Source organism: Planomicrobium soli (genome assembly GCF_003014655.1).
Classification (GTDB): Bacteria; Bacillota; Bacilli; order Bacillales_A; family Planococcaceae; genus Planococcus; species Planococcus soli_B.
On sequence record NZ_PYAT01000004.1, the window covers coordinates 57,454 to 73,058 of the forward strand.

Below are 15,605 nucleotides of genomic sequence, written 5' to 3' on the forward strand. Positions count from 1 at the left end.
TGCTTTTGAATAAATGAAAACCCTTTCAATTTTCCTATTGACTGAATGCTCATTCATATTTATGATGGGATTATATCATCTATAATTGGGTGGAATCCAAGGAGAAGCTGGATTTAAAATTATTTGAATATACACACAAGGGGGATATTCTCATGGAGCCTTTGCTTATAGCAAACTGGGTCTTGTTTTTGGGCGTAACAGCCTACGCCGTTTACTTGTTCCTTTACCTGCTGAAGACCAGGTATGACTTTATCAAGCTCGGAAAAAAAGTGGAGTTTGAGGAAAATTTCAAGGAACGTTTACGGAAAGTGATGGTCAACGTGTTTGGCCAGAAGAAATTGATGAAAGATAAAAAAAGTGGAACGATCCATGTCATGTTCTTCTATGGCTTCTTATTGGTGCAGGCAAGTGCCATCGACTTTATTATCAAAGGATTGGTTCCGGGAGCGCATTTGCCGCTAGGGCCGCTTTATCCGGCTTTCACTTTTTTCCAGGAACTTGTGACATTGATGATTTTGGTTGCTGTGGTTTGGGCATTCTACAGAAGGTATATTGAAAAGCTTGTGCGCCTGAAACGCGGCTGGAAATCGGGATTGGTTTTGATTTTCATCGGCGGATTGATGGTTACCGTGCTCGTCGGAAATGGTGCAGGAATGATCTGGCAAGGCCATGCAACAGCTTGGACAGAACCGGTCGCTTCGGTATTCGCCACTTTGTTCTCAGGACTCCCGGCTTCAGCTGCCGCTGTAATTTTTTATATTATGTGGTGGGCGCATTTGTTGTTCCTGCTAACATTCTTGGTTTACGTGCCGCAATCGAAACACGCGCATTTGATTTTCGGGCCGGTCAATACTTGGTTCCATAGAGTAGATCATGTTGGCCGCTTGAAGCCGATCAACTTTGAGGAATTGGAAGACCAAGAAGACGAAGATGCCATGCCATCATTTGGCGTCGGGAAAGTCACCGATTTCAATCAAGCGCAAATGATCGATTTCTATGCTTGCGTGGAATGTGGACGCTGTACGAATATGTGTCCGGCAACTAACACCGGCAAAATGCTTTCGCCGATGGATTTGATCACAAAACTGCGGGATAACTTAACAAATACCGGTGCAGTTATGACGAAACAAAAACCATGGGTACCGGCTATGGCATTCAATAACACCAAAGGCAACCAGCTGGCAATGGCTGCTGGCGCTGAAGGGATCTCAATCGACGAACTTTATAGTCCTAGCCTGATCGGCGATGTTATTACAGAAGAAGAAATTTGGGCTTGTACAACTTGCCGGAACTGTGAAGATCAATGTCCGGTGATGAACGAGCATGTCGACAAAATCATAGACCTTCGCCGTTACCTGGTTATGACTGAAGGGAAAATGGACAAAGATGCACAGCGCGCAATGACTAATATTGAAAAACAGGGCAACCCTTGGGGCCTTAACCGTAAAGAAAAAGAAAACTGGAGAGAGGCGCGCGAAGACGTCCACATTCCGACAGTAAAAGAAATGAACAAAGCAGGCGAAGAATTTGAGTTCCTTTTCTGGGTCGGATCAATGGGATCGTTCGACAGCCGCTCTCAAAAAATCGCCCTTTCTTTTGCCAGGTTGATGAACGAAGCCGGCGTCAAATTCGCGATTCTCGGAAACAAAGAAAAGAACTCCGGAGATACGCCGCGCCGCCTTGGAAACGAGTTTTTGTTCCAGGAATTGGCGACAGCGAACATTCAGGAATTTGAAAAAGCGGGTATCAAGAAAATCGTCACGATCGACCCGCATGCTTACAATATTTTTAAAAACGAATATCCAGACTTCGGATTCAAGGCGGAAGTTTATCACCACACGGAAATGCTATTTGAGCTAGTGCAAGAAGGAAAGCTCAAACCGCAATTTGCAGTAAACGAGAAAATTACATTCCATGACTCTTGTTACCTTGGCCGCTACAACGATGTCTATGATGCGCCAAGAGAAATTTTGAAAGCGATTGAGGGCGTTGAACTGGTCGAAATGGTTCGCAGCCGCCAAGACGCCATGTGCTGTGGAGCAGGCGGCGGCTTGATGTGGATGGAAGAAGACAAAGGGCATCGCATCAATGTAGCAAGAACCGAACAGGCGCTGCTAGTTAACCCGACGATCATTTCATCGGGCTGCCCATACTGCTTGACGATGCTCTCGGATGGGACAAAAGCAAAAGAAGTGGAAGAAACAGTCGGCACTTACGATGTAGCGGAACTGTTGGAACTTGCAGTTATCGGCAAGCAAACGCCAGCACTTGAAGCATCCATTGTCCAATAAAAAATCAATCAATAAAAAATTGCAAAAAGCCTGAATATTAGTTAAGATTCAGGTATAAGCTAAAAAAAGAGAGGGAGTATAACGCTCCCTTTTCCTTTGCAACAAAACCGAGCGAGCGTTCAGTCAACCAATGATGCCGCATGGAGTACGGCATCATTGGTTTGCCTCGAAGCTAGCGAAGCGATGCAGAGGCAATGTTTTGCGACGAAGCGCGAAGCGCTGCAACGCTCTGCCATGCTTCGAAGCAGCGAAGCGATGGAGAAGCAGGAGCAATCAGGCAAAAAAGAAATCAAAGCAATTCAAAAATAAGAGTAAAAGTGTCAAGGGAAGCTAGCTGGAGAAAGAGCGAAAGGCGGCGACTTCAGCGGGACAGATGGACTCCTGAGAAGCGCAGCTTCGAAGAGGTCTGCTGACTGTCCGCGGAAAGCATCCGCCAGGAGCGACTGCTCCTGCACTTCTTCATATTTTTTTCAGTAAAATTGTAACCGTTTACAAAAAAGAGGAGGAAAAAATATCATGGCTAAAACTGTAATTTTAGGTGGAGCAAGAACAGCATTCGGAAAATTTGGCGGTAACTTAAGCACATTATCGGCAAGCGAACTGGGAGCAGAGGCGATCAAAGAAGCAATGAACCGTGCGGGTATTCAGCCGGAAGACGTTCAGGAAGTCATTATGGGAAATGTACTGCAAGCAGGCCAAGGCCAGATTCCTTCTCGCCAAGCTGCAAAGAAAGCGGGAATTCCTTATAATGTTAAATCCGAAACGATCAACAAAGTATGTGCATCAGGCATGCGCAGCGTTACGCTGGCACACCAGATCATTCGCTTGGGCGATGAAGAAGTAATTGTGGCGGGCGGCATGGAATCGATGTCCAACGCGCCTTATTATTTGCCGAAAGGCCGATGGGGCCTTCGAATGGGGGACGCACAGCTTGTCGATGGAATGGTTCACGATGGGCTTTCTTGTTCATTTCATCCAGAGCGCGTTCATATGGGAACATATGGCAATTCAACAGCCGAAACATTCGGTTTAACGCGCGAAGCACAAGATGAGTGGGCTGCACGGTCACATGAACGAGCAGTAAAAGCAAAAGAATTGTTTGCTGAAGAAATTGCGCCGATTCAAATCCCTCAGCGAAAAGGCGATCCAATCACTGTTGATTTTGATGAAGCACCTCGCGGAAACTCGACAATAGATGCTTTAGCGAAATTAAAGCCAGCTTTCGGAGCAGAAGGCACAATTACGGCCGGCAACGCGCCAGGTGTCAATGACGGAGCGGTAGCGCTTGTCTTGATGAGTGAAGAACGCGCGGAGAAAGAAGGCAAAGAGCCGCTAGCCCATATTTTGGCTCATACGGAAATCGCGATTGAACCCAATCGTTTCCCGGAAACACCAGGGATCGTCATCAACGAACTGCTGAAAAAAACTGGCAAAACATTAGATGAAGTTGATCTATTTGAAATCAACGAAGCGTTCGCTGCAGTGGCGCTTGCAAGTTCAAAAATTGCAGAATTGGATGCAGAAAAAGTTAATGTCAACGGCGGTTCGGTGGCACTAGGCCACCCGATTGGCGCAAGCGGAGCACGCATTATTTTAACATTGGCGTATGAATTAAAGCGCCGTGGCGGCGGTGTCGGCATTGCAGCGATTTGCTCGGGCGGCGGACAAGGCGACGCTATCATGATCGAAGTTCCAAAACAGGGGGCAAACTGACAATGGCGATTCTAAACGTAATGGTGATTGGAGCCGGCCAGATGGGATCCGGCATCGCACAAGTATGTGCGCAAGCAGGTTTCAATGTAAAACTGAACGATATGAAACAAGAGGCATACGAACGAGGAATTGGAACAATCACTAAAAATCTATCCCGTAACGTTGAAAAGGGGCGCATGACGGAAGAAGAAAAAACAGCAACCTTAGGCCGTATTTCTTCTTCTCTCGATTTGAAAGACGCGCATGACGCGGACATTGTTATCGAAGCAGCAGTTGAGAATATGGAAATTAAACACAATATTTTCAAAACGCTTGACGAAGTAGCGCCAAAACACGCAATTCTGGCATCAAATACGTCTTCGTTGCCAATTACCGAAATTGCAGCAGCAACGAACCGCCCGGAACAAGTTATCGGCATGCATTTCATGAATCCGGTTCCTGTCATGAAACTGGTGGAAATTATTCGCGGGCTTGCTACAACAGACGAGGTTTATAAAACCGTTGAAGAAATGACGCTAAAATTATCTAAAACGCCTGTAGAATGCAACGACTTCCCGGGATTTGTTTCCAACCGCATATTGATGCCGATGATCAACGAAGCAATTTTCACGCTTCAAGAAGGCGTTGCGACAAAAGAGGCCATCGACGACATTATGCGCCTTGGCATGAATCATCCGATGGGGCCGCTGCAATTGGCCGATTTTATAGGGTTGGATACGTGCCTTTATATTATGGAAGTGTTGCATGACGGCTTCGGAGACAGCAAATACCGCCCAAGCCCGCTTTTGCGCCAATACGTAAAAGCCGGATGGCTCGGCAAGAAGAGCGGACGTGGATTCTATGAGTACAGTTAAAATAGGGGGACCAACAATGGATTTGCGGTTCACAGAAGAGCAGATCATGATGCGCAACATGGTTCGTGATTTTGCCAGAGAAGAAATTACGCCGTTTATTGACCGGATGGAAGCAGGGGAGTTTCCGCGTGAAATCCTTAAGAAAATGGCCGGCCTTGGTTTGATGGGGATTACAGCCCCTGAAAAATACGGCGGCGCGGAAATGGATTTTACTTCTTATATCAGTGCCATCCATGAACTTTCAAAAGCGAGTGCGGTAATCGGTGTTATTCTTTCAGTCCATACTTCAGTAGGGACCAATCCGATCTTGAATTTCGGAACTGAACAGCAAATTGCAAAATACATTCCAAAATTGGCTTCTGGCGAATATCTTGGTGCCTTTGCGCTTACAGAGCCGGCGGCAGGATCGGATGCCGCAAGTTTAAAAACAAAAGCGGTGAGAAACGGCGACCACTATATAATCAACGGCTCAAAAGTTTTTATTACCAATGGCGGCGAAGCTGATACTTACATCGTATTCGCATCCACCAAGCCGGAAGCAGGTTCGCGCGGCATTTCAGCGTTTATCGTCGAGAAGAATTTTCCTGGCTTAATCATCGGGAAAGACGAAAAGAAAATGGGGCTGCACGGTTCAAGGACAGTTCAATTGACATTCGATAATATGAAAGTGCCGGCTGAGAATTTGCTCGGCGAAGAAAACAAAGGGTTCAGCATTGCTATGGCGAACTTGAATGTAGGACGCATCGGTATTGCGGCACAAGCACTTGGAATTGCGGAAGCAGCTTTTGACTATGCGGTGGCTTACGCGAAAGAACGCGAGCAATTCGGTAAACCGATTGCAGCCCAGCAAGGCATCGCCTTTAAGCTTGCAGACATGGCGACACAAGTGGAAGCGGCAAAACTGCTTGTTTATAATGCGGCGGATCTATATGGCAAAGGCAAAGATTGCAACAAAGAAGCATCAATCGCAAAACTATTTGCATCCAAAGCGGCCATGGATGTTGCAATCGAAGCGGTTCAAGTGTTTGGCGGCTATGGCTACACGGAAGATTACCCGGTGGAGCGCCTATTCCGGGACGCGAAAATTACAGAAATCTATGAAGGCACAAGCGAGATACAGCGAATTGTGATCAGCAAACAGTTATTGAAATAGTCATACTGTCATAATTTGATGACCGTTTAATTCTACATCTTATATACATGGAGCAAAACAGCGGAGAAAAACTTACTGCTCCTGCAGCGCTATGCGCTTCGTCGCAAAGTATTGGCCGAATGCAATCGGCCAATACTTGCCTGCGAGACAGCCGAGACCCCGGAGAGCTTCAGCTCGAGGCGGCTTGGCGCTCGCCCGCAACAAGCAGAGCTGTTTTGCGGAATATTAGTAATCACATTAACAAAATCAAAAAATTGGGGGAATTACACAATGAACTTTCAACTAAGCGAAGAGCATGAAATGATCCGTAAGATGGTCCGTGATTTTGCGGAAAATGAAGTCGGACCGACTGCAGAAGAACGAGACGAAGAAGAGCGGTTCGACCGTGAAATCTTCGACCAGATGGCAGAACTTGGCCTTACCGGAATTCCATGGCCGGAAGAATATGGCGGCATTGGTTCCGATTACTTGGCATATTGCATCGCGGTAGAAGAATTATCGCGCGTCTGTGCATCGACAGGTGTAACCCTTTCAGCGCATACGTCGCTTGCCGGTTGGCCGGTATACACATTCGGCACGGAAGAACAGAAACAAAAATACTTGCGCCCGATGGCTGAAGGAACGAAAATCGGCGCTTACGGATTGACAGAGCCCCAATCCGGATCTGACGCTGGCGGCATGAGAACGTACGCGAAAGAAGACGGCGACCACTGGATCTTGAATGGTTCAAAAATCTTTATTACAAACGGCGGCATTGCCGACATCTATATCGTATTCGCAGTCACCGATCCAGAATCAAAACATAAAGGCACGACTGCTTTTATCGTTGAAAAAGACTTTGAAGGCTTTTCGGTCGGCAAAAAAGAAAAGAAACTCGGCATTCGTTCAAGCCCGACAACGGAAATTGTTTTTGACAATTGCCGCGTGCCAAAGGAAAACGTTCTCGGTGAACTTGGCCAAGGCTTCAAAATTGCTATGCAGACGCTTGACGGCGGTCGAAATGGCATTGCAGCGCAAGCGGTTGGCATTGCTCAAGGCGCATTGGATGCTTCAGTCAACTATGCGAAAGAGCGCGAACAATTCGGCAAGCCGATTGCGGCGAACCAAGGCGTTTCGTTTAAACTGGCGGATATGGCGACTTCCATCGAAGCTTCAAGGTTATTGACGTATCAGGCTGCTTGGCTTGAATCCAACAAATTGCCATACAGCAAAGAATCCGCAATGGCGAAATTGATGGCTGGGGACACGGCGATGAAAGTGACGGTCGAGGCTGTGCAAGTATTCGGCGGATATGGCTACACGAAAGACTATCCGGTCGAACGCTTTATGCGCGACGCGAAAATCACTCAAATTTACGAAGGCACACAGGAAATCCAGCGGCTTGTTATTTCCCGTATGGTCACCAAATAACCGGAGGTAATGGCTATGAATAAAAAGCGTGAAATACAGTCCTCCGTAAAAGACGAAAGCCTGATCGAAAAGCGCCGTGCGCAGATGATCCGCGGTGCTGTCACGCTTTTTAAACAAAAAGGCTTTCACCGGACGACGACCAGGGAAATCGCAAAAGCGGCAGGCTTCAGCATCGGCACGCTCTACGAATATATCCGCACGAAAGAAGATGTGCTCTATCTTGTCTGTGACTCGATTTATGATGAAGTGCATGCCCGCCTTGAATCGTTGGATATTGAAAAAGGCTCGCTGGAAGTGCTCGTAACGGCGCTTGAACATTACTATGGCTTGATTGATGATATGCAGGACGAATTTGTCGTTATGTATCAGGAATCGAAATCGCTTCCGAAAGACGCCTTGCAATACGTTTTGAAAAAAGAGTTGGAAATGGTTGCGCTTTTTGAACGCTTGCTGACGGAATGCAGAGAAAGCGGCGAATTGAAGATGACGCCAAAGGAAATCAAACTCGCAGCCCATCATTTGTTCGTCCAAGGGCAGATGTGGGCATTCCGGCGCTGGGCGCTTCGGGATTTCACCATCAGCGAATTTATCCAGACGCAAACAAATTTTCTTTTGCAGGGGATGGCAGGAGAAAAAATCTCGACACAGGGGGCTAAATAGATTATGGCTATTATACAAGAACAAAAAACCTACAAGCCAAAGAACCATGTTCGTTTTGTAACGGCATCCAGCCTTTTTGACGGCCACGACGCCTCCATCAACATCATGAGAAGGATTTTGCAAAGCATAGGCGTGGAAGTGATTCATCTTGGCCATAACCGTTCAGTAGAAGAAGTGGTCAACGCGGCAATCCAGGAAGATGTACAAGGTATTGCCATTTCTTCCTATCAAGGCGGCCATATGGAATACTTCAAATACATGTACGATCTGCTGAAGGAAAAAGGAGCAAACCATATCCGCATTTATGGCGGAGGTGGCGGCGTTATTCTGCCGCGTGAAATAGAAGAACTGGAAGCCTACGGCATTGCGGGCATTTTCTCTCCGGAGGACGGCCGTAAAAAAGGACTGCAAGGCATGATTCAGGAGATTGTCGAAGAATGCGATTTTTCGACTGTAAAAAAGGATAGGATTCCTGAAAACTTGTCTACCGAAAATCCGGTTGCGCTTGCCAACGTTATAACGGCAGTGGAAGAATCGCATACCCGGGATACGGATGCCAGCCCATTGCTCGAAGCTGTGCGCTCCCAGAACAAAAACACGCCGATACTTGGTATAACAGGAACAGGCGGAGCGGGGAAAAGTTCATTGACTGATGAATTGATCCGCCGTTTTTTGGCGGAATTGCCTGATAAAAAGATTGCCGTTTTGTCAATCGACCCGACAAAACAGAAAACAGGCGGTGCGCTGCTAGGCGACCGCATTCGCATGAACGCCATCTTCAATAAACGCGTATTTATGAGAAGTTTGGCGACACGCGGTTCCCGCACGGAAATTTCTGCTGCGCTTGGGGATGTGCTTGAAGTAGTAAAAGCGGCTGATTTTGATTTGATAGTCGTTGAAACGAGCGGGATCGGCCAAGGGGATGCGGAAATTGCGAATTTCTCGGATATTTCTATGTATGTTATGACAAGTGAATTCGGTGCTCCTACACAACTCGAAAAAATTGACATGATTGATTACGCTGATTTGATTGTCATCAACAAATTCGAGCGAAAAGGGTCAGAAGATGCACTGCGCCAAGTGCAGAAACAGTATCAGCGCAGCCGGGAACTATGGGATAGAAACTTGGACGATATGCCGGTATTCGGAACCATTGCCAGCCAGTTTAACGACAAAGGGACCAACGCTTTGTTTGCGGCATTAGTGGCTTCAGTCAATGCAAAATGCGGTACCGATTGGCAGACTGAATACGAGATGTTTGCAAAAACGCAAAAAGAAAATATGATTATTCCAAATGACCGCCGTTACTATCTTCGTGAAATTACGGATACGGTCAGAGGATATCACGCGAAAGCACAGGAGCAATCCCACTTTGCGCGCCGCTTGTTCCAATTGGAAGGCGCAATTGAAGCAGTAAAAGAAAAAGCGCCGGATGATGTGCTGGTCCAATCGCTGCAATCGCTCGCCGATGGCATCCGAGATGAACTGACAGCTGAATCAAAACGTATCCTTGCTAACTGGAAAGCGCTGAAAGAAGCGTACACAGGCGATGAGTTTGTAACAAAAATCCGCGACAAAGAAATCCGGACGATTTTGCGCACGGAAAGTTTATCGGGCATAAAAGTGCCGAAAGTGGTCCTGCCAAAATTCGAGGATTACGGCGAAATTATTAAATGGGTTTATCTGGAAAATGTTCCTGGATCCTTTCCTTACACGGCAGGAGTTTTCCCGTTCAAACGCGAAGGGGAAGACCCGAAACGTCAATTTGCCGGAGAAGGTACACCCGAACGGACAAACAAACGATTCCATTATTTATCGAAAGACGATGACGCGAAGCGCCTGTCGACGGCGTTCGACTCGGTGACGCTTTATGGCGAAGACCCAGACCACCGCCCGGACATTTACGGAAAAGTCGGAGAATCAGGCGTTTCCATCTGTACGCTTGATGATATGAAAAAATTGTACGCAGGGTTTGATTTGTGTGCACCTGCGACTTCAGTTTCCATGACTATCAACGGCCCGGCGCCGATTATCCTTGCCATGTTCATGAATACAGCGATCGACCAACAAGTCAAAAAACGTGAAGAAGAGCTGGGCCGCACGTTGACGGTCGAGGAGTTCACCGAAGTTCGCGAAGGCACGCTGCAAGTCGTGCGTGGAACGGTCCAAGCCGACATCTTAAAAGAAGACCAAGGCCAGAACACCTGCATATTCTCAACCGAGTTCGCGCTTCGCCTCATGGGAGACATCCAACAGTATTTTATCGATCATAAAGTACGCAATTATTATTCGGTGTCGATTTCCGGCTATCACATTGCGGAAGCGGGAGCCAATCCGATTTCACAGCTTGCATTCACGTTGTCGAACGGTTTTACGTACGTGGAATACTACTTGAGCCGCGGCATGAATATCGATGACTTTGCGCCGAACTTATCGTTTTTCTTCTCGAATGGACTGGATCCGGAATATACGGTGATCGGCCGGGTAGCACGCCGAATTTGGGCAATCGTCATGCGCGATAAATACGGTGCGAACGAACGCAGCCAGAAACTGAAATACCATGTCCAAACATCGGGCCGCAGTTTGCATGCACAGGAGATCGACTTCAATGATATCCGGACCACACTTCAAGCCTTGATGGCACTGCAGGATAACTGCAATTCGCTTCATACCAATGCTTACGATGAAGCGATCACGACGCCTACGGAAGAATCGGTGCGACGGGCAATGGCCATCCAAATGATCATTACCAAAGAACATGGTTTGTCGAAAAACGAAAACCCGCTGCAAGGCGCATTCATTGTTGAAGAAATGACTCAGCTGGTAGAGGAAGCGGTACTTACTGAATTTGACCGCATCAACGACCGCGGAGGTGTTCTTGGGGCGATGGAAACCCAGTACCAGCGCGGTAAAATCCAAGAAGAGTCTATGTTCTATGAAATGAAAAAGCATACGGGTGAACTGCCGATCATCGGTGTAAACACGTATTTGAACCCGAACCCGCAAAGCGACGACGACATCAACTCGATGGAAATCGCCCGTGCGACAACAGAAGAAAAAGAAACACAAATCAACAACCTGCGTGCGTTCCAAGCGCGCAATAATTCGGAAGAAGCGCTTGACCGTTTGAAGCAGGTAGCGAAAACAGGCGGCAATATCTTCGAAGAACTGATGGAAACCGTAAAAGTCGCCAGCCTTGGCCAAATCACCACAGCCTTATATGAAGTAGGCGGACAGTATAGACGGAATATGTAAAGGGAGAAGCGGTGGCGATCACGAAAGACCCGACAGGCAAGAGATGGACCGGGAAATTTGGGCCATCTCTTTGCGACGAAGCACGTAGTGCTGCAACGCTTTTTCATGTCTCGAAGCTAGCGCAGCGGTGCAGAGACAGGAGCACAAGGGTTTTAAGACGGACCGCGAGGAGGCTGTTGCCGCCACAGCAGGCTGGCTTATGCCCCCGTGGGTCTGATCGCCGCAGCTAGACAGAGGGAAAAGCGAAACCGCAGTAGAAGAAAAACACGCAAAATTCGTTGCAAAACGATTTTGCGTGTTTCTTTGTAAAAAACAGTTGAATTATAAGCTATATTCTTTAAAAAGAGTTTATTTGGACGCATGGAAGAACTTATGCACATTCAGCAGAAAATACGCACGTTCAGCAAAGATTATGCACGTTCAGCAAAAATCTTAAAGAGAATACAAAAAGAATCCTTCCTGAAAAGTTGGGGGATGTATAAAACTTCTATTCTCTCATACCAGCAGTTCGTCACGGCCGACTCTTTTCTGTATAATAAAAGAAAGTTCAATGTAAAAAATGCGGAGGATGATACTCCATGGCTAAATTGACACATTACATGATTTTTATCTTCTGCATCATACTTATTTTTGTCCTATACGGCAGAGCACTTGGATCGATTCCTTTTTTGATCCTGTCTTTCTACTTGTTTTATTTTTCTTGGTCTCAGCTATACAGCAGAAAAAAGAAAACACGGTAGCCGGCGGGCATTACTTTGTATATAATGGATTAAGTTAAGAGAGAAGAAGGGACGTGCACGAATGAAAATCCGTGAATTATCAAGAGAAGAACTGGTAGAAGAGTCATTTGTTGACTTAACATATGCAATTTTAGAAGAAACACATGAAACGAAAACTTATGCAGAACTTGTAACTGAAATCGAGAATTTGCTTGGCTTGTCCAAAGAAGATATGAAAGCCCGTTTAGTGCAATTTTATACCGACATGAACATCGATGGGCGTTTCTTGATTCTTGGGGAAAACCGCTGGGGCCTTCGCGAATGGTATCCGGTAGAACAAATTGAAGAAGAATCGGCTCCGACTGTCAAAGCGCGCAAGAAGAAAGCAAAAGTTGCCGGCGATGACGACTTCGATGATTTGGATCTTGAATTGGAAGATGAATTGGAATTCGACGACTTCGATGAAGATGATGACGAAGATGACGACGATACAAGCATCGACTTAGGTCTTGGAATTGTTGATGAAGACGATGAGGATGAAGAAGACGAAGCGATCAAACTGCCGGCTGAAGTCGACGAAGTCCTTGATTTTGACGAAGACGAAGACGAAGATGTCGTGGACGTTCTTGTGGACGATTTGGATGAAGACATCCTTGATGAAGATGAAGAAGACCTTGATGAGGATTTAGATACTGACCTTATTGTCGAAGACGACGAAGACCTGAAGTAAACTGATTATTTTTTACCTTGACTTCTTAGGCTGTACTAGATAAGATTTTACTGGGCTCCTTAAAATAGGAGATTGGATTCGTACAGTTTACGCGCTCCCTCTGCATTCAGCAGATGGGGCGCTTTTTATTTTTTTATTTTGAGGAGGAAACAAGCATGACAAAGTATATTTTTGTAACGGGTGGCGTTGTATCGTCACTTGGCAAAGGGATTACAGCTGCGTCTTTAGGGCGTTTATTGAAAAATAGAGGATTGAGTGTAACGATTCAGAAGTTCGACCCATACATCAATATCGATCCAGGGACGATGAGCCCTTACCAGCACGGAGAAGTGTTTGTAACAGAAGACGGTGCGGAAACCGATTTGGACCTTGGGCACTATGAGCGTTTTATCGACATCAACTTAAACAAATACTCGAATGTGACAACGGGGAAAGTCTATTCGACAGTTATTCAAAAAGAACGCCGAGGCGATTACCTGGGCGGAACAGTCCAAGTTATTCCACACATTACAAATGAAATCAAAGAACGTTTGCTGCGTGCTGCGAAAACAGCCAAAGCCGATGTTGTTATTACAGAAATCGGCGGTACGGTCGGCGACATCGAATCATTGCCATTCTTGGAAGCAATTCGCCAAATGCGTTCAGACCTTGGCCGCGAGCAAGTGATGTACATTCACTGTACGTTAATTCCGTATTTGGGTGCTGCAAAAGAAATGAAAACAAAACCGACACAACACAGCGTAAAAGAATTGCGCAGCCTGGGCATTCAGCCAAACTTGATTGTCGTGCGTACAGAATATGAAGTGCCACAAGACATGAAAGATAAAATTGCGTTATTCTGTGATATCAAACCGGAAGAAGTAATCGAATCACGCGATGTTGACGTAATTTACGAAATGCCGCTTCGTTTAAAAGAACAGAATATGGATCAAATCGTTCTCGATCACTTCGGCATCGAAGCGCCAGAAGCCGATATTACGGAACTGGCTGCACTAGTGGACAAAGTGAAATCATTGTCAAAAACTGTACGCATTGGTCTTGTCGGTAAATATGTGGAACTTCAAGATGCCTACATTTCAGTTGTAGAAGCGTTGAAGCATGCTGGATTCGCCCACGATGCTGAAATTCAAGTCGAATGGATCAACGCAGAACACGTTAATGCTGAGAATGTTGCCGAAACGCTGCAAAGTGTAGACGGAATCTTGGTGCCAGGCGGTTTTGGTGACCGCGGAGTTGAAGGTAAAATCGTGGCGTCGCAATATGCGCGTGAAAACAACGTGCCATTCTTTGGAATCTGCCTAGGAATGCAATTGGCTTCAGTTGAATTTGCACGCAACATCATGGGAATGGAAGGTGCGCATTCATCTGAATTGAACGCAAAAACACCTTACGCAATCATCGATTTATTGCCAGAGCAAAAAGACATCGAAGACTTGGGCGGAACGCTTCGCCTTGGGCTATACCCAGCAAAATTGGAAAAAGGTTCAAAAGCTTATGAAGCGTATGGCGAAGAAATCGTTTACGAACGCCACCGTCACCGTTATGAATTCAACAATGAATTCCGCGAGCAGTTTGAAGCGGCTGGATTTAAATTCTCGGGTACAAGCCCGGATGGCCGATTAGTGGAAATTATCGAGCTTGCTGACCACCCTTGGTTCCTGGCTTGCCAATTCCACCCGGAATTCATCTCACGCCCGAACCGCCCACAACCGTTATTCCGCGAATTTGTGCGCGCATCACTTGAAAATAAATAATTTGAAAAGCCTTCCTGATTTTTTTTCAGGAAGGCTTTTTCTTTTACTAACTTTATTCGGCAAGCATTTCATCGATCAACAATTTCACTGCATGATATACATAAAGGGCGCCCATTGCATGCGGGACGAGCGTGCGGCCGCCATCTTCTGCCGGCAGTAAACCTTTATCCAATTTTAATGAAATAAAAGCATCAGCCAAATCGGTTTCTTTTGTTTCGGCAACAAGCATCGCCACCGGCATGTGCGCATCCGCCAACCTGTCGGCAAGTTCGTCGCCTTCATCTTTTTTTGCTAAGATCCATACGCGGTCAACACTTGTAAGGATGCTGTCAGGCTGCCATTCCAGAACGCGCGGCAATTGTTCAGTGCCATGAGTCGCTGCGGAGGCCACGGCTTTCATTTCTCCGAATGCTGCCAAAAAAATCGTCCCTTCTCCGACAGCAGCCTGGGCGAGCAGGCGGGCCGTGTCTTCAATAGCCTCCTCTTGTTGCGCAATGCGCTGAAACAGGCCAGTAAGCTGGGTTGTCAACATTTTCATTATTCTTCACCTCATGACAAAAGTATAACAGAAGAGAGAAAGTGTGATAAAGTTGGGAAAAATTTGGTAGAATAGAAGAGAAGCAGATCCAGGAGAAAATGAAAGGGTGACTCTTCATGAAAACGATCTTAATTGTAGACGATCAGCCGGGCATCCGGCTTTTATTGGATGAAGTATTTTCGCTGGAAGGTTTTCACACCGTTACAGCCGGAAATGGAAGAGAGGCGCTGCAGAAAGCTGGGGAAGCCCGTCCCGATATGGTTCTTCTGGATATGAAAATGCCTGGAATGGATGGCATAGAAATATTAAAAAGACTAAAACAGCAACAGCAAGATTTGAAAGTCATGATGATGACTGCATACGGTGAACTGGATTTGATTGAAGAATCGATTACGTGTGGAGCAGTCCGATATTTCACGAAACCCTTCGATGTTTTTGAGGTTCGGGACGCCGTAAAGACCTTATTGAAAGACTAATAGTTTCAGCAGTGGCGAAGGTACAGGGTTTTTGTTATGATAGTATGGATAT

General features: G+C 46.4%; 13 protein-coding genes. 12 read left to right on the forward strand and 1 reads right to left on the reverse strand.

The genetic code is table 11. The annotated features are described in order from the left end of the window. The first annotated feature begins 152 nt into the window (after nt 1-152). The 11 genes from B0H99_RS06385 to B0H99_RS06430 all read left to right on the forward strand — a co-directional run bounded on the left by B0H99_RS06385 (nt 153) and on the right by B0H99_RS06430 (nt 14,539). Nucleotides 153-2,291 carry a (Fe-S)-binding protein gene (locus B0H99_RS06385; RefSeq protein ID WP_106532824.1) on the forward strand — a complete coding sequence of 713 codons (2,139 nt, stop codon included), beginning with the start codon at nt 153-155 and terminating at the stop codon, nt 2,289-2,291. Between the two features lie 156 nt (nt 2,292-2,447). Then, nucleotides 2,448-2,600 carry a hypothetical protein gene (locus B0H99_RS17790; protein WP_181313587.1) on the forward strand — a complete coding sequence of 51 codons (153 nt, stop codon included), beginning with the start codon at nt 2,448-2,450 and terminating at the stop codon, nt 2,598-2,600. 207 nt (nt 2,601-2,807) lie between these two features. Beyond that, entirely contained in the window at nt 2,808-4,004 is a 1,197-nt protein-coding gene (locus tag B0H99_RS06390) for an acetyl-CoA C-acetyltransferase (protein WP_106532825.1), read from the forward strand. 2 nt (nt 4,005-4,006) lie between these two features. Further along, nucleotides 4,007-4,858: a 3-hydroxybutyryl-CoA dehydrogenase gene (locus B0H99_RS06395; protein WP_106532826.1), complete on the forward strand. Its 852-nt coding sequence runs from the start codon at nt 4,007-4,009 to the stop codon at nt 4,856-4,858. A gap of 16 nt (nt 4,859-4,874) precedes the next feature. Beyond that, nucleotides 4,875-6,011 (forward strand): acyl-CoA dehydrogenase, encoded by a 1,137-nt coding sequence (locus B0H99_RS06400; protein ID WP_106532827.1) that lies wholly within the window; start codon nt 4,875-4,877, stop codon nt 6,009-6,011. Nucleotides 6,012-6,281: 270 nt separating this feature from the next. Further along, nucleotides 6,282-7,421 carry an acyl-CoA dehydrogenase gene (locus B0H99_RS06405; RefSeq protein WP_106532828.1) on the forward strand — a complete coding sequence of 380 codons (1,140 nt, stop codon included), beginning with the start codon at nt 6,282-6,284 and terminating at the stop codon, nt 7,419-7,421. 15 nt (nt 7,422-7,436) lie between these two features. Further along, the gene (locus B0H99_RS06410; protein WP_106532829.1) at nt 7,437-8,081 is read left to right on the forward strand and encodes a TetR/AcrR family transcriptional regulator; all 645 of its coding nucleotides are present in this window, start codon (nt 7,437-7,439) and stop codon (nt 8,079-8,081) included. 3 nt (nt 8,082-8,084) lie between these two features. After that, on the forward strand, nt 8,085-11,336 hold the full coding sequence (icmF, locus tag B0H99_RS06415) for a fused isobutyryl-CoA mutase/GTPase IcmF (RefSeq protein ID WP_106532830.1): 3,252 nt from the start codon (nt 8,085-8,087) through the stop codon (nt 11,334-11,336). Between the two features lie 578 nt (nt 11,337-11,914). Continuing rightward, nucleotides 11,915-12,076, forward strand: a complete 162-nt coding sequence (locus tag B0H99_RS17795) for a hypothetical protein (RefSeq protein WP_181313588.1) — start codon at nt 11,915-11,917, stop codon at nt 12,074-12,076. A 61-nt stretch (nt 12,077-12,137) separates the two neighbouring features. Continuing rightward, on the forward strand, nt 12,138-12,785 hold the full coding sequence (rpoE, locus tag B0H99_RS06425) for a DNA-directed RNA polymerase subunit delta (RefSeq protein ID WP_106532832.1): 648 nt from the start codon (nt 12,138-12,140) through the stop codon (nt 12,783-12,785). Between the two features lie 155 nt (nt 12,786-12,940). After that, entirely contained in the window at nt 12,941-14,539 is a 1,599-nt protein-coding gene (locus B0H99_RS06430; RefSeq protein WP_106532833.1) for a CTP synthase, read from the forward strand. Between the two features lie 52 nt (nt 14,540-14,591). Here B0H99_RS06430 and B0H99_RS06435 read toward each other — a convergent pair whose 3' ends face one another. Beyond that, nucleotides 14,592-15,077, reverse strand: coding sequence for a DUF2529 family protein (locus B0H99_RS06435; RefSeq protein ID WP_106532834.1), 486 nt, complete (start codon nt 15,075-15,077; stop codon nt 14,592-14,594). A 116-nt stretch (nt 15,078-15,193) separates the two neighbouring features. Here B0H99_RS06435 and B0H99_RS06440 point away from each other — a divergent pair, with 116 nt between their 5' ends. Continuing rightward, nucleotides 15,194-15,553: a response regulator gene (locus B0H99_RS06440; protein ID WP_106532835.1), complete on the forward strand. Its 360-nt coding sequence runs from the start codon at nt 15,194-15,196 to the stop codon at nt 15,551-15,553. Nucleotides 15,554-15,605: the final 52 nt, after the last annotated feature.

Coding starts and splice junctions, on each gene's coding strand:
- B0H99_RS06385 (WP_106532824.1), top strand. CDS start 153: ATGGAGCCTTTGCTTATAGCAAACTGGGTCTTGTTTTTGGGCGTAACA.
- B0H99_RS06390 (WP_106532825.1), top strand. CDS start 2,808: ATGGCTAAAACTGTAATTTTAGGTGGAGCAAGAACAGCATTCGGAAAA.
- B0H99_RS06395 (WP_106532826.1), top strand. CDS start 4,007: ATGGCGATTCTAAACGTAATGGTGATTGGAGCCGGCCAGATGGGATCC.
- B0H99_RS06400 (WP_106532827.1), top strand. CDS start 4,875: ATGGATTTGCGGTTCACAGAAGAGCAGATCATGATGCGCAACATGGTT.
- B0H99_RS06405 (WP_106532828.1), top strand. CDS start 6,282: ATGAACTTTCAACTAAGCGAAGAGCATGAAATGATCCGTAAGATGGTC.
- B0H99_RS06410 (WP_106532829.1), top strand. CDS start 7,437: ATGAATAAAAAGCGTGAAATACAGTCCTCCGTAAAAGACGAAAGCCTG.
- icmF (WP_106532830.1), top strand. CDS start 8,085: ATGGCTATTATACAAGAACAAAAAACCTACAAGCCAAAGAACCATGTT.
- B0H99_RS17795 (WP_181313588.1), top strand. CDS start 11,915: ATGGCTAAATTGACACATTACATGATTTTTATCTTCTGCATCATACTT.
- rpoE (WP_106532832.1), top strand. CDS start 12,138: ATGAAAATCCGTGAATTATCAAGAGAAGAACTGGTAGAAGAGTCATTT.
- B0H99_RS06430 (WP_106532833.1), top strand. CDS start 12,941: ATGACAAAGTATATTTTTGTAACGGGTGGCGTTGTATCGTCACTTGGC.
- B0H99_RS06435 (WP_106532834.1), bottom strand. CDS start 15,077: ATGAAAATGTTGACAACCCAGCTTACTGGCCTGTTTCAGCGCATTGCG.
- B0H99_RS06440 (WP_106532835.1), top strand. CDS start 15,194: ATGAAAACGATCTTAATTGTAGACGATCAGCCGGGCATCCGGCTTTTA.